Source organism: Methylobacterium sp. J-090, assembly GCF_022829345.1.
In the GTDB taxonomy this organism is placed as follows: domain Bacteria; phylum Pseudomonadota; class Alphaproteobacteria; order Rhizobiales; family Beijerinckiaceae; genus Methylobacterium.
In genome coordinates this window covers 297,622-319,000 of sequence record NZ_JAKSXV010000106.1, presented here as the reverse complement: position 1 = coordinate 319,000, position 21,379 = coordinate 297,622, and the positions used below count along the sequence as shown (strand labels likewise).

Here is a 21,379-nt window from a genome sequence, read left to right as displayed (position 1 = left end):
GTCCGGCGCCACTCAAATGTAGGCTTTGAGGCAGAAGAAGCTCCGCCCGCAGCTGAGTTCCTGGAAGTCGTACTCGACGGGCGCGCTGGACCGGCGGGCGATCTCGATGAGGCCGATGCTGCCGCCGAGGCTGCCCTCGTCGGGCGGCTGGCGCAGTTTCTCCCGGTAGAACGCTTTCAATTCGTCACCTGTCAGTGTCGCCAGATGGTCGAGGCGCGCGCGCAGGGTCGGCACGTCGGAATCCGGCACCTCGTTGCCGCACACGACGTAGAAGCGGCCGGCATCGACGCCCACGACGATCATGCCGGCGCTGATCATGCCGCCGGAAGCGGACCGCTCCGAGACCTTGTCGGCGGAGTAGCGGATGATGTTCTGCGCCTGCTCGACGAAGATTCCGAACACCCGCTTGGTGACGCTCGAATCCGTCGCGTCCTGATTCATGCGGAGCTTCAGTACCTCGCCCAGGGAGAACAGGACGTTCTCCGACAGGTCGCCGCCGAAGGACAGGATCACCCCCTGACGTCGGGAGGTGTCGAAGAAATGCTTGAAGTCTTGGGCGAGCAACGGATCTCTCCCGGCTTGCGGTAGCTCCCGGTCGCGCAACCTTAGCAGACCGAGCGAGTTTGAATAACCCGCAGATCATGTACGGGACGTTAAATGTCGAAGGCTCTTTATCTGTTCACGATTCGGTGAAAGAAATTGCAACCCAGCACAGCAGCGCACGAATGCTGCGCAAATTCTGCCCAATTTTGACGAAAACATATGCAAGTGAGCTGCAGTATAAGGCTGACGTCCACACCCGGGCGCGCGCATGACCGTTTCCCGAACGCGCAGCGCCTCGTTTCACCCGGGGCGACCCAAGCACCGAAGGCGGTGAGCCCGGTATGATACGGAACCGTAAAGCTTCCCTTTTCGATTTCGTGTCCCATCTTAGGCAGCCCGGCCGGATCGTCCGGCCCGCATCGAAGTCGAAGCGCCTTGTTCCTTCCCGGCGAAAGCCACTTCACCTCCGTCCGGTCCCGTGGGTTCGATCAGGTCGACACCTGGGTGTTCGACCTCGACAACACGCTCTACCCGAGTGACGCGCGGGTCTGGCCGCAGGTGGACGAGCGCATCACCCTCTACGTGATGCGCCTCTACGGCCTCGATGGCCTCTCGGCCCGAGCCCTGCAGAAATATTTCTATCACCGCTACGGCACGACCCTGAAGGCGCTGATGACCGAGGCGGCGATCGATCCGCACGACTTCCTCGACTTCGCCCACGACATCGACCACTCGACCATCAGCCTCGACCCAGCCCTCGGAACCGCCATCGAGGGCCTGCCCGGCCGCAAGCTGATCCTCACCAACGGGTCGCGGCGACATGCCGAGAGCGTGGCCGCCAAGCTCGGCATCCTCGATCATTTCGAGGATGTGTTCGACATCGCCGACGCGGATTTCGTGCCGAAGCCCGAACGCTCGACCTACGAGCGCTTCCTCCTGCGCCATGGCGTCGATCCACGGCGCTCGGCCCTGTTCGAGGACATCGCCCGCAACCTCGTCGTGCCCCACGAGATCGGCATGGCGACGGTGCTGGTGGTGCCCCGCACCCTCGATCCGTTCCGGGAAGCGTTCGAGCAGGCGGCGGTCCAGGAAGCGCATATCGATCATATCACCAGCGATCTCGCCGGCTTCCTCGCCGAGCGGGTGCTGCCGGTGGTCCGGTGAGCGTGCCGTACGGGGGCGACGGCCCCGAGGACGACTGGGCCGGGCGCCACGCTCCCTCCCTCGATGACATCGAGGCTCTGGCCCACGCGGCGTTCGCCGGCCTGCCCCCGGAGTTTCGCGCCCTGTGCCCGGGGGTGATCATCCACGTCATGGACTTCCCCGACGACGACACCCTGGCGGAGATGGCGTGCGACAGCGAATTTGACCTCCTCGGCCTGTTCCGCGGGATCGGACTGGCGCAGGGCGGCGAGTTCACCACCGGCCAGATGCCGAATCAGGTCTGGCTCTACCGACGACCCCTGCTCGATTACTGGGCCGAACACGAGGAGACCCTCGGGCACCTCGTCACCCATGTCCTCGTCCACGAGATCGGGCACCATTTCGGCCTGTCGGATGGCGACATGACCGCCATCGAGGCCCGCGCCGACGGCTGAGACCCCGATGATGCCGTCAGGGCGCTTCGTGCCGGGCGAGTTGGCTCGCCTTGGGGCGCCGGGTGCGGAACTGCCCACGCGCGACGGCGACGAAGGCGAGGATCGCCACCGTCAGGGTGGTCAGCCACCACATCACCGTCAGGCCGACGCCGATGCACGCGATGGTGAAGGCGGCGGCGAACGCCGCCATGGCACCGGGGACGAGGACGGGCGTACCGCGCCCGCCGCGCCGGATCGCGGCTCGGAGGGCGAAGGCCGCCGCGAAGGCGCCGACGACCCCGAGTTCGTACCATAGCTCGAACAGCAGGGTGGTGGGGGCGTTGGCCGGCAGCAGGTTGACGATGCGCCCGCGCAGGGCGGTCTCGAACCCGTGTCCGGTCACGAGGCGCATGGGTTCGCCGGCGACGATCTTCTGCCACGCCTTGAGGGACAGGGCACCGGGCGAGGTCGGGCCGAACAGGGCCGAGGCCACGGGCCGCGCCAGGAACGGCAGCAGGGGCGCCGCCACGAGGAGGGCCGCCGCGCCGACGCTCGCCACGCGCACACCGAGGGCGGGCCGCAGGCTCGTGAGGGCAAAGCCGGCCGCGCCCACCGCCAGCGCCGCGAGGTGGAGGGCGTTGGGCGAGATCACGAGGGCGGCCGCCGTGAGGACCGCGAGTCCGAGGGATTCAAGGTCACGCCCGCGGGAGCGCAGCCAGGCCACGGCCGGCCAGACGAGGAGCGCGAGGAGCGTCAGGCCCCGGTCGAGGGTCCCGTCGATGTCCCCCGGCGTGCCGGGGAGGCGGTGCCCGAACAGGCCGAGCAGGATCGCCACGAGGGCGGCGGCGGCCGTACCCACGGGCAGGAGGTAGAGGTTGGCCGAGCGCATCCGCTCCGGCAGGGCGAGGTAGCCGGCTACGGTCAGGAGAATCGTCGCGATCAGGTTGAGCAACCGCTCGGCGGCGAGGTCCAGAAACGGCGTCCACACCAGGGACAGGGCTGCCCACAGGACGACGAGGAGTCCGGCGAGGAAGGCCGGATTTCGCAGAAGGCGGAGGGCGGCGGGCCGCCACGGTCCGGACTTGCCGTCGATGGCGCTGGCCAGAACGAGCAGCACCACCGCGATGGGCGCCAGGATCACCGCCGCGCGCCGGCCCATCTGCGCCGTCACCGGCACGAGGACGAACAGGCCGAAGAACCCGACGCGCCGCAGGAGCGCGGCGGCGTCGACGGCCGGATCGACGGAAGGATGGGACGCACGCACCATGATTGCGACTGTCAGCCGTTGACCGGCGCCGCGAGTTCACCCGCGCGCTACGGCGCCAGTCGTAGTGCACTCATCAGGGTCGGGCTGTAGATGCCGTGCAACACCTGTGCCCCGGCGGACACGCTTCAGGCGGTCACAGCATTGGGCCGGCGGCGAAGCAGGCGTCGGCCGAGGTCGCACAGGAGCCGCCATCCCGCCCAAGCCGAGAGGAAGCCGAGGAACCCGGCGACGAGACCGTCGGCCGTCGTCGGCACCGCGGGACGGTAATCCTCATACGTCGCCCGCGCGAGGCCGAGGTCGGGGTCGCGGATCAGGGCGGCGAGCCGACCGAGGGGGCCCCCGGCCGTGTCGAGGGCCGCCTGCCGCGCCGTCAGGCCGGCGAGGCGATCGAGATTGGCGCGCGCCGCCGCGCCGCGCCGGGCAACGAGAGCATCGGGATCGCCGCGCAGGCGGGCGATGGCGCTGTCGCGCGTGTGCCCCGTCGCCGTGGCATCGGCCTCGAACCCGGCCACAACGCGGCGCAGCTCATCAACGGTCCCGGCGAGGCGCTGGCCGTATTGCTGGGCGAATTCCGGACCTTGCGCGCCAACGATGCCGGCGAGGACCCCCAAGGCGAGGCCGAGTGTGCGCAGGACACGAAACATGGGCCCCCTCCCCGCAGGACAGATGACCGGACAAGCCGTCTCGCCCGCTGGGTGTTCCCGTCGTCGCTTCGCGGGCATCGTGGGCTCGGGCGGTTTTGCGGGGGTGCGCCCCGCAAAACCGATCTGCGGGAATGCCGCCGCAGCCTGCTTGACAGCCCCCGTGGTCGAACCTAAACCCCCGACACCGCAGCGGAGACGAGGCGGGACGCCACGCGGGCGTAGCTCAGTTGGTTAGAGTGCCGGCCTGTCACGCCGGAGGTCGCGGGTTCGAGTCCCGTCGCCCGCGCCACTTATCACACGACATTCCGAAGGTCCGGTTCTGCCCGGCGGCAACGTCCGCCCCGAGCAGATGGTCTTCGACGCCACGCGGGCGTAGCTCAGTTGGTTAGAGTGCCGGCCTGTCACGCCGGAGGTCGCGGGTTCGAGTCCCGTCGCCCGCGCCATTTTTAGTCCTGCATCGGTGGTGTTGCGGAACAAGGACTTGACGTCCTGAATCCGGTCCGTGCGGCAATCGGCGTCGCTTCGCCGGCTCGCTTTCGCTTTCGGGAATCCTAAGCTCGTTCGCACGCAGCACGCGGAGGGTGGACGATGCCGGGGTTCTTCTTCCTGTACTTCACGGCTTGCATGACCAACGCGCCGGACACGTGCCAAGCGCGGCGCCTCGCCCTCGATGTCGTCGATGCGCGCGCCTGCCAGCACGTGGCTCAGCCGCAATTGGCGCGCTGGGTCGGGACGCACCCGGATTACCGCATCACCGGCTGGCGCTGCGGTGCTCCCCTGCGAGACCCAGGCACCCGAATCTGACAGTCGCTGCCAGAATTCCCGGTCGAGGCCAGATTTCGCGCCGGGTACGATCGTGCCACGGGAGCTTTGCGAGAGAGACCGAACCTGGTCGTGGCCCGCTGCGTCAGGAGGCGAACCGGACCGGCCCTGCAGGTCATGGCACGGTCTCGCCGCATCGGACCCCGAACGCGCCTCGGCGGCCTGATACTCGTTCGGATCGCCCCCAACCCCGGACAGGTCAGGATGGATCTTGGTCCTGAGCCGCCATTGATGGATTCATACTGGCGGAAAGAGCCTCATGAATTGGGGAGAAGCCCCTCAAATCGGCAGCCAGGCTATAGTTCGCCGGTGAGAAACTGGGCCCGGCCGTGGCCGAACGACCAATCCTCGTCCGTGTTCTCCACCGTCGACACCATCACGTCGGCGGGCGCGATGCCGCAGGCCGCCTCCAGCTTCTCGGTGAGCAGCCGGTAGAACAGTTCCTTCCTCTCCTTGCCGCGCGGGCGAGTGATCATCTGCACCACCACCACGTCCCTGGTGCGCGGGATGTCGAGGCCGGTGTCCTCGACGATCATCCGCGACGGCTTGTGCTCGGTGACGATCTGGTAACGGTCGCCCGGCGGCACGGCGAAGGCCTCCAGCATCGCCTCGTGCGCGGCGTCGAGCAGAGACTTGATCTCGGAATCAGTACGGCCTTCCAGGATATCGAAACGCATCAGCGGCATGGAATCTTCCTTGTTTGGGGGGCGGTCGGTGGAGCGCCCCGTCGTGGTCGACCGAACGGCGCCAGAATCGTCCCGGACCCAGATCCGGGACGATGGTCCAAGTCTCTGCTCTACATCGACGAATCCGGGAGGCGACACCGCGTTCCCGGCCATCGTCCGGATGGCGAAGCCCGCGCGCGGCGGGCGATTGCCTCAGCCACCGGCCATGTGACGCCCGAGTTCGGCCTTCTCGGCCGTCTCGGCCGCGACAGTGTAGACGATGCGTCCCTCGCTGATCACCGCGATGCGGTCCACGAGTTCGAGCAGTTCGTCGAGATCCTCCGAAAGCAGGAGCACCCCCGCCCCTTGGTTCCGGGTCGCGAGGATTCGGGCGTGGGTTTCCTGGCAGGCGACGAAGTCGAGGCCGAAGGTCGGGTTCGAGGCGATCAGCACCCGGACCGGGTGGCTCAACTCGCGGGCCAGCACCGCCCGCTGGACATTGCCGCCGGACAGGGTCGCCATCTTGGCTCCGAGCCCGGACGCCTTCACCCGGAACTCCGTGACGAAGTTCTCCGCCTGCCGCGCCATGGCGCGGCGATCGAGGAAGATGCCGCGCCGGAGGGGGGCCTGATCGTAGTTGCGCAGGGCCATGTTCTCGGCGAGCGAAAGATCCGGCACGGAAGCGTTCTTCAGGGGCTCCTGCGGCAGCCCGTAGATCTGGTGCCGGGCGATCTCGGCGCGCGTCCCGCCGAACGCCTCGCCGTCCACCGTCACGACACCGGAACAGGCGCGCTGGCCCATCAGCGCCTCGACGAGTTCCTTCTGGCCGTTGCCGGAGACGCCCGCGATACCGACGATCTCGCCGGCGAAGACATCGAGCGACAGGCCCGAAACGGCGGCGGGTCCATGATCGCCCGCGACGGTGACGTCGCGCAGGGACAAGCGAAGCTCCGGTCGCGCGCATGTGGCACGCTGCCGGCGGCCCGTGCTCGCGGCGACGGGTGCGCCCACCATCGCCTCGCCGAGTTCGGCCACGGACAGGTCGGCGACCGCCCCGGACCGGACGCAGCGTCCGCGGCGCAAGACGCTCACCGTGTCGGCGAAGGCCGTGACCTCGGAGAATTTGTGCGTGATCATGATCGCCGTGAGGCGGCCGGTCCGGGTCAGTTCTTGAACGTAGCCGAGCAGCTGCTTGGCTTCCGCCGGGGTCAGGACCGAAGTCGGTTCGTCGAGGATGAGAAGCCGCCGGCGCAGGTAGAGCTGCTTGACGATCTCGATCTTCTGCTTCTCACCCGCCGAGAGATGGGCGCACCGCGCGTCGAGATCGATCGCAAAGGGAAGCGTCGCCAACAGGCCCTTCAGCCGCTCGCGCTCGCGCCGCCAGTTGATCAGGCCCGGCAGCGTGCCGCCGCTGACGACGAGATTCTCGGCGACCGTCATCGACGGCACCAGGGTGAAGTGCTGGTAGACCATGCCAATGCCGGCGGCGTCCGCGTCCTTGGGCGAAGCGATGCTGGCTTCACCCTCGTCGATGACGATGTGTCCGGCATCCGGCTTGTAGTAACCGACGAGGCACTTCACGAGGGTGCTCTTGCCGGCGCCGTTCTCGCCGAGCAGGGCATGGAAGCTGCCGGCCGGCACCTTGATCGAGACATCGTCCAGGGCACGGAGCGCGCCGAACTGCTTGGTCAGCCCGACGATCTCAAGCCTGAGGCCGTCCTGCGGATCCGTGGGAGTGGGTTGAGCCAGTCGTGCCATCGCGGATCACCGGTTCAGCTTCAGCTCGCCCGGGACGTCGGCGGAGGGCCGGGTGGGCGAGGAGGACACGATCAGGACGACGAGGGTGAGGAGGTAGGGGGCGGCGTTGAAGAGGTAGTAGTAGCCGGTCACGCCGATCCCCTGCAGGGCGGGGCCGATCGCCCCGGCGGCACCGAACAGGATCGAGGCGCCCAGGGCCCGGAGCGGACTCCAGCGGGCGAAGATCACCAGGGCCACCGCCATGATGCCCTGGCCGCTCGACAGGCCCTCGCTCCAGCTCCCCGGATAGGACAGCGACAGGAAACTGCCGCCGATGCCGGCCATGAACCCGCCCGCCATGGTCGCCAGGATGCGGGTCGGGATGACGGGGAAGCCGAGGGCGCGCGCGCCGTCCTCCGTGTCGCCGACCGTGCGGACCATCAGGCCGAGGCCGGTGCGCTTGAAGAAGACGTGGAGCGCGAACGCCGCCGCGATGCCGAGAAAGAACAGCGGGTTCACGTCCAGCGCAGCGCGGACCTGCGGCAGCGTCGACCAAGACCCGAGCGGGATGTTCGGGAGTTGGGGCGCCTGCGGCTCGATGAACGGCTTGCCGGCAAAAAAGGCGAGGCCGGTGCCGAGGATCAGGAGGCTGATACCCGCAGCGGTGTCGTTCACCCGGCGCACGCTGCAGATCACGCCGTGCAGGGCGGAGAACAGGAGGCCGACGAGCCCCGCCGCCAGGACGCCGATCCAGGGCGAGCCGAAGAGATAGGACGCCGCGTAGGCGCACATCGCGCCGAGCACGAGGTTGCCTTCGAGGCCGAGGTTGATCCGGCCCGAGCGCTCCGTGATGCACTCGCCGAGACTCACGAAGATGAAGGGCGTCGCGGTTCGGATGACGCCGCCCAGGAGGGCGAGGGGCAGCGCGAGCCAGCCGAGCGTGTCGACGGATGTCATCGCCCGCCTCCGTTCTTGTCCCTGAAGCTCTGGCCGAGGGCGTCGGCCACGAGGACGGCCACGAAGAGGAGGCCCTGAAAGACCAGGATCGAGGCATCGGGCAGATCGAGCCGCCGCTGCAGCAGGCTCCCGCTCGCCTGCAGGCCACCCATCAGGATTGCCACCGGGATGATCGCGAGCGGGCTCTGCCGCGAAAGGAAGGCGACGAGGATGCCACTGGTGCCGTAGCCGGCGATGAGGGATGAGCTGGCCGTGCCTTGCACCGCAGCGACCTCCACCGCGCCGGCGAGCCCCGCCATTGCTCCGCCGGCGAATGCGGCGCCCGTGATCCAGCGGTTCACCGGAAGGCCGATCATGCGGCCGACCTTGGCGCTGCCGCCGACGACTCGGAGTGTGAAGCCCCAGACGGTGTAGCGGATGAAGGCGAAGGCGAGCAGCGCCACGGCGATGCTGATCGCGAGGCCGATGTGGATGTCGGTGCCGGGTATCGCGGGCAACATGACCTCTGGAGCAAGCGGAGCGGTCGCCGGCTTGTCGAGGCTCCCGGGGTCTCGGAGCGGCCCCTCCACGAGCTGGTGGAACACCGCGAGGGCGAGGTATGACAGCAGGAGGCTCGAGATCGTCTCGTTGATCCCGCGATACTGCCGAAGCCAGCCGGCGAGACCGATGAGCAGGCCGCCGGTCAGGACGGCCGCGAACATCATCGCAGCCTGGACCACCAGCGGCGGAGCGGGCAGCGCCAGATAGGTCGCCGCGGCGGCGAGCCCGCCGAAGGCCAGTGCCCCCTCGCCGCCGATGATGATCATGCCGGCGCGTGCGGGGATCGCCACCGCGAGGCCGGCCAGGATCAGCGGCGCGGCCCGCGACAGGGTGTTCTGCCATGCGAAGGTGCTGGCGAAGCCGCCGAGATAGATGGTGGTGAAGACTTCGACGGGATTCCTGCCGTAGAGCGCGACGAAGATCGCGAAGGCGGCGGCCGCGACCAGGATCGCGGCGACCGGCAGGAGCACCGCGTAGGCGGCTCTGCCGAGGGCAAGGCCCCCGGAGGCCGGGGGGCTGGTGGCGGTCGCGCTCATGGCTCGTCTCAGGCCTGACCGGTGACGCCGTCGACGAGGTAGTTGATCGGGTCGAGTGCCCGGTCGTTCTCCTTGTGGACGGTGCCGGCCGGGATGACGACGTTGCCTTTGTTGTCCTTGAGCGGCCCGGAGAAGATCACGGTCTCACCCGAGATCAGCTTGGCACGCGTCTGCTCCAGCGCCGCGCGGGCCGCGGGGGTGACAACCGCGCCGATCGGGCCGGTCTTGACGAAATCGGCAGCGAGGCCGCCGCGCAGATAGTGCTCGAGCGGCTGCCTGGCGCGCGTACGATCGAGGAAGTCGGTGTAGGGCACCACCCAGTTCCACTCGGCCCCGGTCAGGTAGCCCTTCGGCGCGAGCTCGGCCTGACTCGAATGGTAGCCGCAGGACATCACACCGCGCTTCTCGGCCGTCTCGACGACGACCTTCGGGCTGTCGACATGGCAGGCGATGACGTCGGCGCCCTGATCGATCAGCGAGGTCGCCGATTCCGCTTCGCGGACCGGGTTCGTCCACTCGCCGGTGAAGATCACCTGGACGGTGATGCCCGGATCGACGGAGCGGGCAGCGAGCGCGAACGCATTGATGCTGCGGATGAGGTTGGGGGTGGGCTTGGCCGCGACCACACCGAGCTTCTTCGACTTGCTCATATGGCCGGCCAGGATGCCGGACAGGTACTGGGCGCTGAAAATATAGCCGTAGAACGTCCCGACGTTCTCCGGCATGCCCGGCTTCCAGATGCCGCCGCAATGGGCGAAGGTGACGTCCGGATACTTCGCGGCGATCTTCAGCACGTGGGGATCGAAGTAGCCGAAGGACGTCGCGATGATGAGCTTCGCGCCGTCCTGATTGATCATGCCTTCCATCGAGCGCTGGGCCGCGATGGTCTCGGGCACGCGCTCCTCCTCGATGACCTTCACGCCCGGCAGCTTGCGCAGGGCCGCCGCCGCGTTCGCATGCGACTGGTTGTAGCCGTAATCCTGCTTCGATCCCGAGTAGAGGATGCCGACCGTGATCGGCGTCTCGGCGGCGAGGGCGCGCCCGGCTCCCAGCCAGGTCGCGGTGCCGGCGGCGCCCAGAAGCGCGAGAAGATCACGGCGATCGATCCGATGGGTCATAGGGCTCTCCTGCGATGTCGAAACGGACGGGATGCGCGCGCGGAGCGTGCCGGACGCACGGTGTTCAGGCCCTGGATGGGATCAGGCAGTGAGCAGACCGCAGCGGTCGAGATCCGCCCTGAGGCGGCCGCGCTCGGACTCGGTCAGGGGTGTCAGGGGAGCACGGACCGAGCCACCCGCCATGCCGATCAGGTCGCACCAGACCTTCACGGCGGCTCCGGGCATGTGGCCCCGCCGCAGCGGGTCCATGATCCAGGCGTTGAAGACAGCGCGGATGTCGGAGAGACGCGCGGCCATAGCTTCGGCCTCCTCCGTCCGGCCGCTGGCCAGGAGAGCGATGTAGTCCGCGATCGGTCGCGCCGTCCCGACCTGGTAGAGGTAGGGCTCGGGATCCGCGAACAGCACGCGTTGCCCGAAGTCGCGATAATTGCCGAAGAAATTCTCCTCGAGCGGATCGGACACCGCGACGCCCCTCCGTGCGACGTTGCGCAGGGCATTGTTCTCCGCCGCCGATGCGGTCGTCTTCAGAAGCGTCAGATTGGGCAGGGTGGAGATGCGCGCGAAGGCGGCGGGATCGAGGGCACTGCCGGCCGCCGTCGCGGCGTTGAAGAGCACCACCGGCATCTCCAGGCGAGGACAGACATACTCGAAATAGGCAACCTGCTGGAGGGAGGAGCGGGGCCCCGAGGTCGGGACCATGAGGACGGCGCTGTCGGCGCCGACCGACCTGGCATGCGCCCCGAATTCCAGCGTCTCCGGGATCGAGGTCGCCGTCACGACGACGGACACCTTGAGCCGCCCCGAGGCCTCGTCGAGGATCGTCTCGAGAACGTGCCGGCGTTCCGCGACCGTGAGCGCCCAGACCTCGCCGATCAGGCCGTTACAGAAGATGCCGGCCAAGCCGAGTTCGATGTAGCGACGGACGTTGGAGCGAATCCCGGGGTTGTCGACGGCGCCGGTCTTCGTGAACGGCGTATGGATCGCCGCCCAGACCGGAACCCCCTCGGAGGAAACATCAACCATCGGTGCACCTGGATGATCTGAGCCGAAAGCGGTTCGCCCGTTTCAAGGCCGAATCGGTATTTTTCATATTTATCATTATAAATAGACTGAGCAAGTCGATTTCGGTGGCACGATGCCTATGTTCTCGGCAGGCCTATGGACTGGCGCTGTTGCCAGGCAGCCTCGGAAGCTTCAGCTAGGCCGCGTGAGCGGGTGATCCCGAACGATACGATCTGCAGGCGTGAAAGATGTTCGATGAGTGAAAAAGCAGACCTTCAGCCCGGCGGCCGACGTGTACGGACGCAGAAGCGGGCCGACATGGTCGCCGAGGATATCAAACTGCTGATGACGCAGAAGAACCTGAGTGTCGGCGACCGATTGCCGACGGAGCGTGAACTGCAGGACCATTTCATCGTCAGCAAAGGCACGATCCGCGAGGCGCTCAAGTCCCTCGAAGTCCAAGGTCTGGTCCGGATCAGCACCGGGCCGCGGGGCGGCGCGACGCTGGTCGAGGTCCCTTTGAACCGAACGGTTCAGTTCGTTCAGAATTATCTGTTCTTCAAGAATGTCGACATGCGCGGCATCTACGCCTCGCGTCGTCTGCTCGAACCGGAACTGGCGGCTGGCGCCGTCCCTTACCTGACGGATGAGCATTTCCGACTCCTGGACCGGAACATCGCGGCGTGCAGTTCTCATTCCGAGGGGATCGAAACGATCGTCAGCCAGAGGCAGACGGATCTGGATTTTCACGACATCCTGGCGTCGGCAAACCCGAATGAATTTCTTCGTTTCAACTGTGAGTTCATCAACGCGCTCCTGCGAAAACTTGTCATATACAGCACGGATACGCCGCACGATGAGCATGCGCGATTCGGGTGCGCGAACGTTCGCTGTCACACGGGTATTCTGGAAGCCGCGCGCGCCGGCGACGCCGAGCTGGTTCGCGAGCGGATGCGCTCGCACATGGATGAAGCCTTCGAGTTCGTGCTGAACCTCAAAGGGCGCCTCGACGGGCGCCTTCTCCTTGATTCCGATATGGCCTCGGTGAGGAGAAAGCCCGGCTGGTAAGCCGCCTGTGCGGTCTTCAGATCCGCATTGAACCCGATTTCCTGGTCCAAAATGGTGGTGTCGCGACTTTCACGAACGCTTGGGGTATGGGATGCCCTGGCTCCACGCCGTCTGCCATGCGCCCCGAAGGACCGAAGGCGGGCGAAGGGTGCCTCACCAAATTCCCCGTCCCGTCCCGCTCCCGGTCCGCGCAAGTGGAGCTTCAAGCCGAGGCGTGGCCCGTCCGCCACGCGAGGGGACGAACCGGACCCGCCATGCGGGGATGCCGCGTTTTTGCCGCATCGGGCCCGGATGGGCTGGGACGATTTCAGACCGCTCCGGACGCCCGAGCCCATGCACGCCCATCCTCGATCCGCCGCCGGTGTCTGCGCCACCGTCCTGACGCTGATCCTCGCCGGTTGCGGAAGCCCGAGCCTCTTCACCCCCGAGACATCAACTCAGGTCGTCATCCTCGACGAGCAGGCAGCGGCGGTCGCCATCTCACGGTACCGGGCGCAGCACGGCCTCGGGCCGGTGGCGATCGACACGAGCCTGATCCGCGCCGCCTCGTATCAGGCCGCCTCCAACGCCAAGGCCGGCCGCCTGAGCCACGAGATCGGCGGAACCTTCAATGCGCGCATGGCGGAGGCCGGGTTCGGCCGCGCCTACGCGGCGGAGAACCTCAGTGCGGGCTCGAACACCTTCGACGAGGTCCTGGCGCGCTGGAAGGCGTCGCCGGAGCACAACAAGAACATGCTGATGCCGCAGCTCAAACGCGTCGGCATCGCCCGGGTCGACGCGCCGGGCACCCGTTACAAGCGCTTCTGGGCCCTGGTGCTCGCGGGCGGCTGACCCGCATCAGCCCTCCGACGCCCCGGCCTCGGACAGGCCGTCCTGCAGGGTGCGGATGATGGTCCGCATCTCCGGGATCATCGCCACCGCCTTGGCGATCCGATGCGCCTCGTCGCGGGTCATCAGGCCCCGCGCCGCCCGCGCGGTCGCGTCCTCGGAGAAGTAGGTCCAGGCGACGGCGATGCCGACGGCGTCCTCGACGCAGAAGCTCTCCACCTTCTCGACGACGAGCCAGGGTGTCGGAAAGCCGCGCGGCTCGGTCATGGCGGGCTATCCTCTTAGGGGGGCGGCGCGGCGGGGCGGTGGTGGGCTCGGACCGCCGCCCCTCTGCCCGTCCTTCGCCATGGGGTCAATCGAAGCCTCCTACCACTCGGCGGTGAGAGCGACTCACGGGGCTTATTCGGCGCGACCGTCGTGATTCGATGAGGCGGATCAGGAGGGTTTGCCATATCGGCTTGCGTGCCACTGCGTGTGACTTCAGCGCCGACGACCTGAGTCGGCTGGCCTGGGCGAGGCGGGATGCCGGCCAGAGCCGTCGTTTGTTTGCGTTGGCGACGACGTGCCGATGAACGGCGCCGCGACCATTCTCACTCGACGTCGCCTTCCCGGTGATCCTGGATCATCGGTTCGGGCACATCGCCGAGGACGGCCGCCGCCGCCGCGCCTGGATCGCCAGCCTCGCCCCGCTGTTCGACGTCACAGTCGAAGCCGAGACGGTCGTCTCTGACACGGCGTTCCATCGCTACAACTGATCGGCCCCACGCGGTGGTCCCAGTTCAAAGTTAGTGCATCGTCGGTTTGGAGGGTCCCCCGCCCGCCGTACCGACGATACGTGAGAGGACGAGATCGTTGCCGCACTCTTAAACTGGGGTGGCCGAGTGAGCTCGGCCGAGCGGCGTATATCGAAAGCGTTTGTCCATAGCGATGCCGTTCACCGGCACGGCAGTCATCCAGCAAGGTTCGACAGGGTGCGCTACAAGCCGCTACAAAATGTGGTATAAAACTGGGGGCTGGCCAAACACGCCAAGCTAAATATTGCTTAATTAACAGGCGCCTAGGCTAGACAACTGGCGGAGAGGGGGGGATTCGAACCCCCGATGCCCTTGCAGGCATGCCGCATTTCGAGTGCGGTGCATTCAACCGCTCTGCCACCTCTCCGCGGGGGCCTCGATGAGACGAGCGCGGCTTAGCATGGGGTAGGGCGGTCTCACAAGCCGGCCCTAGGAGAAAAGTGGGCGGCTCACGGTGGGGGCCGGGCCAGGGTATCGATGGAGGCGCGCAGGGCCGCCGTGAAGCGGTTGGGGTCGTGGATGTGGCGGGTACGTGTGGCGAGGCCCGGAATGGGTGGGGTGCGGGCGGCGGAGAGGATGGCGGACGCGAGGGCGGCGGGGGTCGGAGCGGCGAGGGTCGCGGGGTCGGCGTCGATCGCCTCCAGCATGGCGCGGTGGGCGGGGATGTCGGTCGCGGCGATGCGGAGACCACGGGCCAGCGCCTCGGCCAGGGCCAAGGGCTGCGCCTCGGCCCGGGACGGGCAGACCGCGAGGGCGATGCCGGAGAACACCGTCGCGGCCGGGCGGGCGCCGGCGAACCGCACCGCGTCGTCGAGGCCGAGGGCGGCGATCCGGGCCCGCAGGGCGGCGGCGTAGGCGGGATCGAGTTCCGGGCCGACGAGGGTGAGGTGGGCCGTGGGGTGGCGGGCGCGCACGAGCGCCAGGGCCGCGACGGCGAGATCCTGGCCCTTGCGCGGCACCACGGCGCCGACCACCGCCATGGCGGCCAGAGGATCGGCGCCGAGGGGATCGCCATCGGGGACGGGCAGCGGCGCGAGGGCCGGGAGCGGGTTCGGGATCAGGGTCGCGGGCAGGCCGCGCGGCGGGGTCACGTGCGGGCTGATGAGGATGCAGGCATCCGCCAGCGCCACGCGCAGGCGGGCAATGCGCCCCGCCCCCGCGTCGGCGTGCAGGTGCCAGAGCACGAACGGGCGCGGGCGCAACGCCCGGGCGGCGAGGCCGTAGACGTAGAGGGACGGCTCGTCGTGGACGTGGATCAGGTCCGGCCTCAGGCGGCGCAGGGCCACCGTCTCGCGGGCGAGGAGACGGACGAGGCGCGGCAGCACGGCGAGCTTGCGCCCCAGGCTCGTGAGCGGACGGGACGGGAACAGGGCGGGGACGGGCTCGTCGGCCTCGGCCAGAGGCGCCCGGACCGTGACGGCGTGGACGGGCGCCAGGGCCTCGGCGGCGGCGAGCAGCACCCGGGTCGAGCCGCCGCTTGTGTCGTAGAGGGTGGGCAGCAGGATCTTCATGGTGTCCCGGCCCGCACGGGGATGCGGACCGGGACGCGGGCAGCACTCACGCGTCGGTGGCCGGGGCGACGGCCAGGGCGGCGGCGACCTTGCGGGCGAAGGCCACGGGGTCGCGCGGGGTGTCGCCGTCCTGGACCCGGGCGAGGTCGACGAGGATACCGGCGGATTCCGCGATATCCGCCCCCGCCTCGACTTGATCGGCGAGGGAGCGGATCAGGGGATGACGCGGGTTGATCTCCAACACCGGCAGGCTGGCGCCGCCGCGCCCGGCCCGGCGCAGGAGGCGCTGCATCTGCAGGTCCGGCCCGCCGCTGGGCGCGGACAGCACCACGGCGCTCTCGACGAGGCGGTCCGTGGCGCGGATGTCGGAGACGTCCGCCGCGAGCGCGGACTTCAGGGCAACGACCAGAGCCTCGACGGAGGCCGGAGCGTCCGCGCCGTCGGCCTCGCCCGCGACCTTCGCGAGGTCGATGGTCCCTTGCGTGATCGAGCGCAGGGGCTTGTCGTCGAAACGCCCCAGCGTCTCGGGCCAGAACGCATCGACGTGGTCGGACAGCAGCAGGACCTCGACACCGCGAGCGCGGAATCCCTCGAGCTGGGGCGAGCTCCTCAGGGCGTCGGCATCGTCGGCGACGAGGTAGTAGATCGCCTCCTGTCCGTCCTTCATCCGCGCAACGTAGTCGGAGAGCGAAGTCCAGCCCTCCACGGCCGAGGAGTGGAAGCGCAGGAGCGGGGCGATCTCGGCCCGGCGCTCGTGGTCCTCGTAGATACCCTCCTTGAGGACGGGGCCGAAATTCTCCCAGAACGGGGTGTAGCTTGTCTCGTCCTTGGCCCGGTTGGTGAGCTCGGTGAGCACCCGGCCGGTCACCGCCCGGCGGATCTTGGTGAGGACGGGCGTCGCCTGCAGCATCTCGCGGGAGACGTTGAGCGGCAGGTCCTCGGTGTCGACCACACCTTGCACGAAGCGCAGCCAGGTCGGCAGCAGCTCGGCCTCGTCGGTGATGAACATGCGCCGCACGTGGAGCCGCACCTTGCTGGCGCGCTCGTTCTCCACCGCCTGGAACGGCTTCATGCCGGGCACGAACAGCAGCGCCGAGAACTCGAGCGCACCTTCGGCCCGCCAGTGCAGGGTCGCCCACGGCTCGTCGAAGTTCATGCCGACGTGCCGGTAGAACGCCGTGTACTGCTCCGGCGTGATCTCGGATTTGGACTTCCGCCACAGGGCGGTGCCCTGATTGACCGCCTCCTCCTTGCCGTCCTCGACCAGCGCGATGGGAACGGTGATGTGGTCGGCCCATTTGCGCACGACGTGATCGAGGCGGTAGCCCTCGAGGTACTCGCCGGCATCCTCCTTGAGGTAGAGCACGATGTCGGTGCCGGGCTCGGGCCGCGTCGCCGGCTCCAGGGTGTAGCTGCCCTGGCCTTCGGACGCCCAGGTCCAGGCCTCGTCGGACCCGGCGCGGCGCGAGGTGACGGTGACCCGGTCGGCGACCATGAAGGCGGAGTAGAAGCCGACGCCGAACTGGCCGATGAGGCTCGGCTTGTCCTCCGGCTTGGCGTCGCTCAGGGACTGGCTGAAGGCGCGGGTGCCGGAGCGGGCGATGGTGCCGAGATTCTGGGCGAGTTCGGCCTTGGTCATGCCGATGCCGGCATCCGACAGGGTCAGGGTGCGCGCCGCCTTGTCGGGGGTGATGCGGACCTTGGCGTCGGGCGGAAGGGCGGAGGCCTGGTCGGTCAGGGCCTCGAAGCGGCGCCGGTCCATGGCATCGGCGGAATTCGCCACCAGTTCCCGCAAAAAGATCTCGCGGTCGGAATAGAGGGCGTGGACCACGAGGTCCAACAGGCGCCCGACCTCGGCACCGAATTCGTGCCGCTCCACGGTGTCGCTCAAGGGTCCGCCTCCGAAGGTTTTTTCGCTGGATGCGCGCGATATGCGCGTGGGGGGCAAGGAATTCAATGCCGGCCGCCGAGCGGCGCAACCATCGCGGCGTTCGGGCGTAGCCCCGACTCATTCCCCGACGCGCGGAGACGCCCCCTCATGGAACCGATGAAGCCGATGAAGCCCATGGAACCGATGAAGCCCATGGAACCGATGAAGGGCTCCGAGCCCTGGTGGCCGCAGGAGCTCGGCCAGCCCTCCACCACGGGTTCCCAGAACGGGATGCGCTACGCCTTCTTCCCCGACGCCCATCGCCTCCTCGTGGAGACCGACGGCAAGCTCACCACCTACGACAGCGGCGACCACCGGATCTCCGGCGTCCAGCAGTCCAACGGCAGCGCCCCGCGCTTCTCCAGCCAGAACGGCGACGTGTCCGTCGACGACCTGAAGGTCGTCGGCTGAAGGCCCGGGGGCGGCCTCGTGCCGCCCTCGACCCGGTCACGCCTTGTGCCGGGTCATACCTTGGCGGTGACGTGCTGGCCGGACTCGCCGAGCCCGCGCTGCGCCCCCCGTCGATTCACGATGCCGAAGCGCAGGACCGCCTGTTCGAGATAATCGATGGCGTCCGCGAGATGGGTCCGTGCGGCCGCGAGGGCCTCAGGCCCGTCCTCGGGCCGGGTCTCAGCCAGTCCGACCGCCGCGATCAGGACGCGGTCGCGCTCCTCCTCGATGCGCCGGTCGCGCTCGACATGGCCCCGGATCTCGGCGTCGAAGGCCTCGACCACCGCCCAGGGCAGAGCGTCCCCGCTGACGGAGCCGGGGAAAGCCGACGCCCGACGCCGTGCGTGGTCGGCCGCGCGCGCCATGTCTTTCGCGAGCCTGGTGTCCACCGACGTCCCTCCCCATTGATCAGTTGGCACGGGAAACGTCCGCCGCCCGGGAAGCGTTGCCGATGGCCGAGACCTCCGGACAGGCCGGATCAATCCGACGTCAACCGACGGAGGGGATCGGTCACGATGGCACAGCGGGGACCCATGGGCGTCACGGCCCCCCGTCCCGTTTCACTGGGTCAGGCGGGCCACCCGCAGGGCCTGATCGAACATCGCGTTGAGCGACGCTGTGATGTCGGCGGGGGCGTTCGCGGTGTAGAAGAAGCCCGGGGAAGCGCAGGTTCTCAACGGCGTCGCAAGGTCAGGGCTTAACCTGTTGACGACATTGTTCTCATACGCAATCCCGCCACCCTTGTCTTCGAAGGCGATGAGGTTATAGGGAATGTACAGGACTGAAACGATTGCCCCTGAACTTTTAAGTTTCTCACAAGAGGAAGGGTCCATGGCCGCGGGCTTCGACCCACCGGCGCTCCAGTTCGAGCTCGCATAGCCATTGAACTTCGACGGATACCCAGTGTAGTCATTTCTTCCTTTATCGATATTATAAAAATACTGACTGTTTTGCATTCCATCCGTTACGAGAAATACGAAAGGCTTCGGCGTGAGGGCGGAGGAACCGTCCCCAAAACTCGTGATCGTCGCCTTCATCGTCGGCATAGCGGTTTCGAAATGCGTGCCCCCGCTTCCGGTGCCCGTGCTCGGGTCGCCGTTGACCGAAAGCTGCGTGACACCGGTGTCGAGCAGGTTCGTGAAGGCGAGGGGCGGGTTCGACGCGCATTGGGCGGCCGTGCGCAGGCTGGCGATGCTGCTCGTCATGCCGACCAGCGTCGCGAGCTGATTGATGAACGGATAGATCCCGATCCTGTACTGGTTCGGCACCACCGGCGTGGAGGCCCTCTGGATAAGAGAACACACCGCCGCGTTCACGGCGTCGGAACGCAGCGGTATCTTGTACTGGACGGCGGTGCTCCACCCTTTAGAAGCCGGCATATCGCGAGTAGCCGGGAAGTGGCAGGCGAACTGGCAACCCTGCTTATAGTCGGAAAACATGTCGAAGTTCAGCTTCGCCAAATCGTTCATGGCGCTCGGCGTCGACGGCAGGCCCATGGAGCCCGAGACATCGACCATGAGGTAGAAGTCGAGATATCCGGCCACGTCGGCCGAAGCCGTGACCGAATTGGAAAGCACTGTCGTGGGCGAGCCGAAGATCGGGCCGAAGGTGTTCTTCACGGTGGCGCTGTAGCTCACGACCGCCGTCAGCGTCTGAGCGGTGCGGGTCACCTGCGGCGTCGCCAGGGTGACCTGTCCGAAGGTGATGCTCCCGGTGTTGACGTTGAAGGCGTTGATGGCCTTGGCGCTTCCGGCCGCGAGGGCGTTGGCCGAGACGTTGGTCTGGCCGGCATTGTCGGAAATGTAGGCCTTGGCCGTGACGACCGCGGCGATGGCGGCGGCGTCGGCGGCCAGGTCGAGCTTGGTCTTGTTGGTCGTCGCGATCCCGTAATCAACCGCCAGTCCGATCATGCCGATGAGGGGGATCAGGCTGAGACCGAACAGGAGGGGGATGCTGCCCCGGCGCGACGCGCGAAGGGCGGCCGCCTGTGCGCGGAGCCTGTTCAGAAGCCGAGACATTTCGCTGCGATCCCATCGTCGTTCGTGGTGTCGTAGGTGATCAGCGTGGCGTAGCGCGGCTGCAGGTAGACGGAGCGCGCGATCCGTATGGGCGAGACGAACGCCGAGCCGAAGGTCGGCTTGAACAGGAACACGACGTCGACCACGATGACGGAGCCGGGTCCGTAGGCGGAACGCGGCAGGGTGAACCGGGTGGGGGCAGCCGTGTCGGCCGCAGGGCTCTGCGGGGTCAGGCAGGGGCGGGCGTTCCCACCGTAGGTTCCCACGCTCGTCCAGGCGACGGTGGCCAGGTAGCAGTCTGCCGGGGCCGCATTGCTCCCGCAGGCCGGAATCTTCGGCGTGAAGGCGATGCTCGCGAAGTTGATGGAGATGTCCTGCCACCATTGCAGGCCCTGCCGGGGACCGTCCTTCATGAGGTAGGGGAACAGGACGAGGGCCGAATCGTAGCTGAAATGCAGATCGAGGCTGTTGACCGTGGCGACCGTCGAACCCTGGGGCGGTACGGCCTGGGAGATCATCTGGCTGATCGAATTCGCCACGAGGTCGATTTTTCGCGTTGCGTTGATGTAGGCGACCAGCTGGATGCCGCCGGCCATCAGGGCCAGGAAAGCCGGCAGGATGACCGCGAGCTCGACGGCGGAGACGCCCCGCCCATCGCGGAGGAAGCGTCGCGCGAGCGATGGCACCCGGCGGGTCATCAGAATTGTTCGTTGCGGAACGCCGCCGTCGAGACGGCGAGGTAGGCCGGCACACCCTTGTACGTCGCCCTGCCGCTCAGCCAGGACATGATCGCCGCGGGCGGGAGCGTGATCGGATAGATGACCTGCAGGTACTGGAAGTCGCCTCTGATGCCGAGCGTGTATCGCCCCGAACCACTGGACAGATCCGGAATCGCCAACCCGCTCATGTCCGCATTCGCGAAGGCATAGTAGCCGGCCGGACCCGCGGCTTTCGGAACGACGTACAAATTGATCACGACGTTGTCGCAGATCATCGCCTTTGGAAGATAACCGCATAGGCTGGTCCTGAAATTCGAACTGTTCAGGGACGTGGCTTGCGCGGATCCGGTGATGATCTGCCGTGATGCCTGGGCCGTCGCGTAGTCGAGGGCCTGATTGAGATAGAGGACCAGGCCGGCGCTCAGGGTGAAGACGATCACCAGGATCGCGACCAGCGAAACGATGGCGAATTCGACGGCCACCGCGCCACGATCGTCATACAGATACTTCTTAGCAATCCACATATGAGGAATTTATCTTATATATGTAAATATCCAATGAATAGGCCTGCCTTTAAAGCTAGAATACTATCCAAACTGTTTCCGACATGCCTCGCAGGGGCGACGGTCTCGAAACCCCCGGTTCGTCAAAGC

23 protein-coding genes and 3 tRNA genes are annotated in these 21,379 nt (G+C 67.4%); 9 read left to right on the top strand and 17 right to left on the bottom strand.

The features are described 5' to 3' along the window. Nucleotides 1-12: 12 nt before the first annotated feature. Complete coding sequence (locus MKK49_RS22905; protein ID WP_244032251.1) at nucleotides 13-564, bottom strand: SiaB family protein kinase; 552 nt, start codon at nucleotides 562-564, stop codon at nucleotides 13-15. A 414-nt stretch (nucleotides 565-978) separates the two neighbouring features. Between MKK49_RS22905 and MKK49_RS22900 the strand changes: the two genes are divergently transcribed. Both MKK49_RS22900 and MKK49_RS22895 read left to right on the top strand, forming a co-directional pair. Beyond that, entirely contained in the window at nucleotides 979-1,707 is a 729-nt protein-coding gene (locus MKK49_RS22900) for a pyrimidine 5'-nucleotidase (RefSeq protein ID WP_244032250.1), read from the top strand. Beyond that, complete coding sequence (locus MKK49_RS22895) at nucleotides 1,704-2,141, top strand: metallopeptidase family protein (RefSeq protein ID WP_244032248.1); 438 nt, start codon at nucleotides 1,704-1,706, stop codon at nucleotides 2,139-2,141. The genes MKK49_RS22900 and MKK49_RS22895 overlap by 4 nt, the downstream gene beginning before the upstream one ends. 16 nt (nucleotides 2,142-2,157) lie before the next feature. Here MKK49_RS22895 and MKK49_RS22890 read toward each other — a convergent pair whose 3' ends face one another. Then, nucleotides 2,158-3,387: a peptide ABC transporter permease gene (locus MKK49_RS22890; protein ID WP_244032247.1), complete on the bottom strand. Its 1,230-nt coding sequence runs from the start codon at nucleotides 3,385-3,387 to the stop codon at nucleotides 2,158-2,160. Nucleotides 3,388-3,512: 125 nt separating this feature from the next. Beyond that, nucleotides 3,513-4,031 (bottom strand): DUF2937 family protein, encoded by a 519-nt coding sequence (locus MKK49_RS22885; RefSeq protein ID WP_244032246.1) that lies wholly within the window; start codon nucleotides 4,029-4,031, stop codon nucleotides 3,513-3,515. 212 nt (nucleotides 4,032-4,243) lie between these two features. On the opposite strand from MKK49_RS22885, the gene MKK49_RS22880 reads away from it, so the two are divergent. From MKK49_RS22880 to MKK49_RS22870, 3 genes are all read left to right on the top strand, one after another. Next, a tRNA-Asp gene (locus MKK49_RS22880) sits at nucleotides 4,244-4,320 on the top strand. A 77-nt stretch (nucleotides 4,321-4,397) separates the two neighbouring features. Then, nucleotides 4,398-4,474, top strand: a tRNA-Asp gene (locus tag MKK49_RS22875). Nucleotides 4,475-4,619: 145 nt separating this feature from the next. Then, nucleotides 4,620-4,835, top strand: a complete 216-nt coding sequence (locus MKK49_RS22870; protein ID WP_244032245.1) for a hypothetical protein — start codon at nucleotides 4,620-4,622, stop codon at nucleotides 4,833-4,835. 314 nt (nucleotides 4,836-5,149) lie between these two features. Here MKK49_RS22870 and MKK49_RS22865 read toward each other — a convergent pair whose 3' ends face one another. The 6 genes from MKK49_RS22865 to MKK49_RS22840 all read right to left on the bottom strand — a co-directional run bounded on the left by MKK49_RS22865 (nucleotide 5,150) and on the right by MKK49_RS22840 (nucleotide 11,429). Next, nucleotides 5,150-5,539, bottom strand: coding sequence for a tautomerase family protein (locus MKK49_RS22865; protein ID WP_244032244.1), 390 nt, complete (start codon nucleotides 5,537-5,539; stop codon nucleotides 5,150-5,152). 192 nt (nucleotides 5,540-5,731) lie between these two features. Beyond that, complete coding sequence (locus tag MKK49_RS22860; RefSeq protein ID WP_244032243.1) at nucleotides 5,732-7,276, bottom strand: ABC transporter ATP-binding protein; 1,545 nt, start codon at nucleotides 7,274-7,276, stop codon at nucleotides 5,732-5,734. 6 nt (nucleotides 7,277-7,282) lie between these two features. Continuing rightward, a complete protein-coding gene (locus tag MKK49_RS22855; RefSeq protein WP_244032242.1) occupies nucleotides 7,283-8,212 on the bottom strand; it encodes an ABC transporter permease in 930 nt (309 codons plus the stop codon). Beyond that, complete coding sequence (locus MKK49_RS22850; RefSeq protein WP_244032241.1) at nucleotides 8,209-9,288, bottom strand: ABC transporter permease; 1,080 nt, start codon at nucleotides 9,286-9,288, stop codon at nucleotides 8,209-8,211. The genes MKK49_RS22855 and MKK49_RS22850 overlap by 4 nt, the downstream gene beginning before the upstream one ends. An 8-nt stretch (nucleotides 9,289-9,296) precedes the next feature. After that, the gene (locus MKK49_RS22845) at nucleotides 9,297-10,406 is read right to left on the bottom strand and encodes a BMP family ABC transporter substrate-binding protein (protein WP_244032240.1); all 1,110 of its coding nucleotides are present in this window, start codon (nucleotides 10,404-10,406) and stop codon (nucleotides 9,297-9,299) included. 81 nt (nucleotides 10,407-10,487) lie between these two features. Beyond that, nucleotides 10,488-11,429, bottom strand: a complete 942-nt coding sequence (locus tag MKK49_RS22840) for a dihydrodipicolinate synthase family protein (RefSeq protein ID WP_244032239.1) — start codon at nucleotides 11,427-11,429, stop codon at nucleotides 10,488-10,490. 234 nt (nucleotides 11,430-11,663) lie between these two features. Here MKK49_RS22840 and MKK49_RS22835 point away from each other — a divergent pair, with 234 nt between their 5' ends. Both MKK49_RS22835 and MKK49_RS22830 read left to right on the top strand, forming a co-directional pair. Then, nucleotides 11,664-12,476, top strand: a complete 813-nt coding sequence (locus MKK49_RS22835; protein ID WP_244032238.1) for a FadR/GntR family transcriptional regulator — start codon at nucleotides 11,664-11,666, stop codon at nucleotides 12,474-12,476. Nucleotides 12,477-12,809: 333 nt separating this feature from the next. Beyond that, nucleotides 12,810-13,307, top strand: a complete 498-nt coding sequence (locus tag MKK49_RS22830) for a CAP domain-containing protein (RefSeq protein WP_244032237.1) — start codon at nucleotides 12,810-12,812, stop codon at nucleotides 13,305-13,307. A 6-nt stretch (nucleotides 13,308-13,313) separates the two neighbouring features. On the opposite strand, the gene MKK49_RS22825 is transcribed toward MKK49_RS22830, so the two are convergent. Continuing rightward, a complete protein-coding gene (locus MKK49_RS22825; RefSeq protein ID WP_244032235.1) occupies nucleotides 13,314-13,571 on the bottom strand; it encodes a hypothetical protein in 258 nt (85 codons plus the stop codon). Between the two features lie 344 nt (nucleotides 13,572-13,915). Here MKK49_RS22825 and MKK49_RS22820 point away from each other — a divergent pair, with 344 nt between their 5' ends. After that, nucleotides 13,916-14,059, top strand: coding sequence for a hypothetical protein (locus MKK49_RS22820; protein ID WP_244032234.1), 144 nt, complete (start codon nucleotides 13,916-13,918; stop codon nucleotides 14,057-14,059). A gap of 316 nt (nucleotides 14,060-14,375) precedes the next feature. Here the strand turns inward: MKK49_RS22820 and MKK49_RS22815 are convergent. From MKK49_RS22815 to htpG, 3 genes are all read right to left on the bottom strand, one after another. Beyond that, nucleotides 14,376-14,465: transfer RNA gene (locus MKK49_RS22815), tRNA-Ser, on the bottom strand. Between the two features lie 82 nt (nucleotides 14,466-14,547). Next, nucleotides 14,548-15,609, bottom strand: a complete 1,062-nt coding sequence (locus tag MKK49_RS22810; RefSeq protein ID WP_244032233.1) for a glycosyltransferase family 4 protein — start codon at nucleotides 15,607-15,609, stop codon at nucleotides 14,548-14,550. 46 nt (nucleotides 15,610-15,655) lie between these two features. Beyond that, the gene (htpG, locus tag MKK49_RS22805; RefSeq protein ID WP_244032232.1) at nucleotides 15,656-17,500 is read right to left on the bottom strand and encodes a molecular chaperone HtpG; all 1,845 of its coding nucleotides are present in this window, start codon (nucleotides 17,498-17,500) and stop codon (nucleotides 15,656-15,658) included. Between the two features lie 147 nt (nucleotides 17,501-17,647). Here htpG and MKK49_RS22800 point away from each other — a divergent pair, with 147 nt between their 5' ends. Then, entirely contained in the window at nucleotides 17,648-17,950 is a 303-nt protein-coding gene (locus tag MKK49_RS22800; protein ID WP_244032231.1) for a hypothetical protein, read from the top strand. Between the two features lie 53 nt (nucleotides 17,951-18,003). Here the strand turns inward: MKK49_RS22800 and MKK49_RS22795 are convergent, their stop codons facing one another. From MKK49_RS22795 to MKK49_RS22780, 4 genes are all read right to left on the bottom strand, one after another. Further along, nucleotides 18,004-18,378 carry a hypothetical protein gene (locus tag MKK49_RS22795; protein ID WP_244032230.1) on the bottom strand — a complete coding sequence of 125 codons (375 nt, stop codon included), beginning with the start codon at nucleotides 18,376-18,378 and terminating at the stop codon, nucleotides 18,004-18,006. Between the two features lie 171 nt (nucleotides 18,379-18,549). Then, nucleotides 18,550-20,007: a pilus assembly protein TadG-related protein gene (locus MKK49_RS22790; RefSeq protein ID WP_244032228.1), complete on the bottom strand. Its 1,458-nt coding sequence runs from the start codon at nucleotides 20,005-20,007 to the stop codon at nucleotides 18,550-18,552. Further along, nucleotides 19,992-20,705, bottom strand: coding sequence for a TadE/TadG family type IV pilus assembly protein (locus tag MKK49_RS22785; RefSeq protein WP_244032226.1), 714 nt, complete (start codon nucleotides 20,703-20,705; stop codon nucleotides 19,992-19,994). Before MKK49_RS22785 ends, MKK49_RS22790 begins: the two co-directional genes overlap by 16 nt. Further along, nucleotides 20,705-21,250, bottom strand: coding sequence for a TadE/TadG family type IV pilus assembly protein (locus tag MKK49_RS22780; RefSeq protein WP_244032225.1), 546 nt, complete (start codon nucleotides 21,248-21,250; stop codon nucleotides 20,705-20,707). Before MKK49_RS22780 ends, MKK49_RS22785 begins: the two co-directional genes overlap by 1 nt. Between the last annotated feature and the right edge of the window lie 129 nt (nucleotides 21,251-21,379).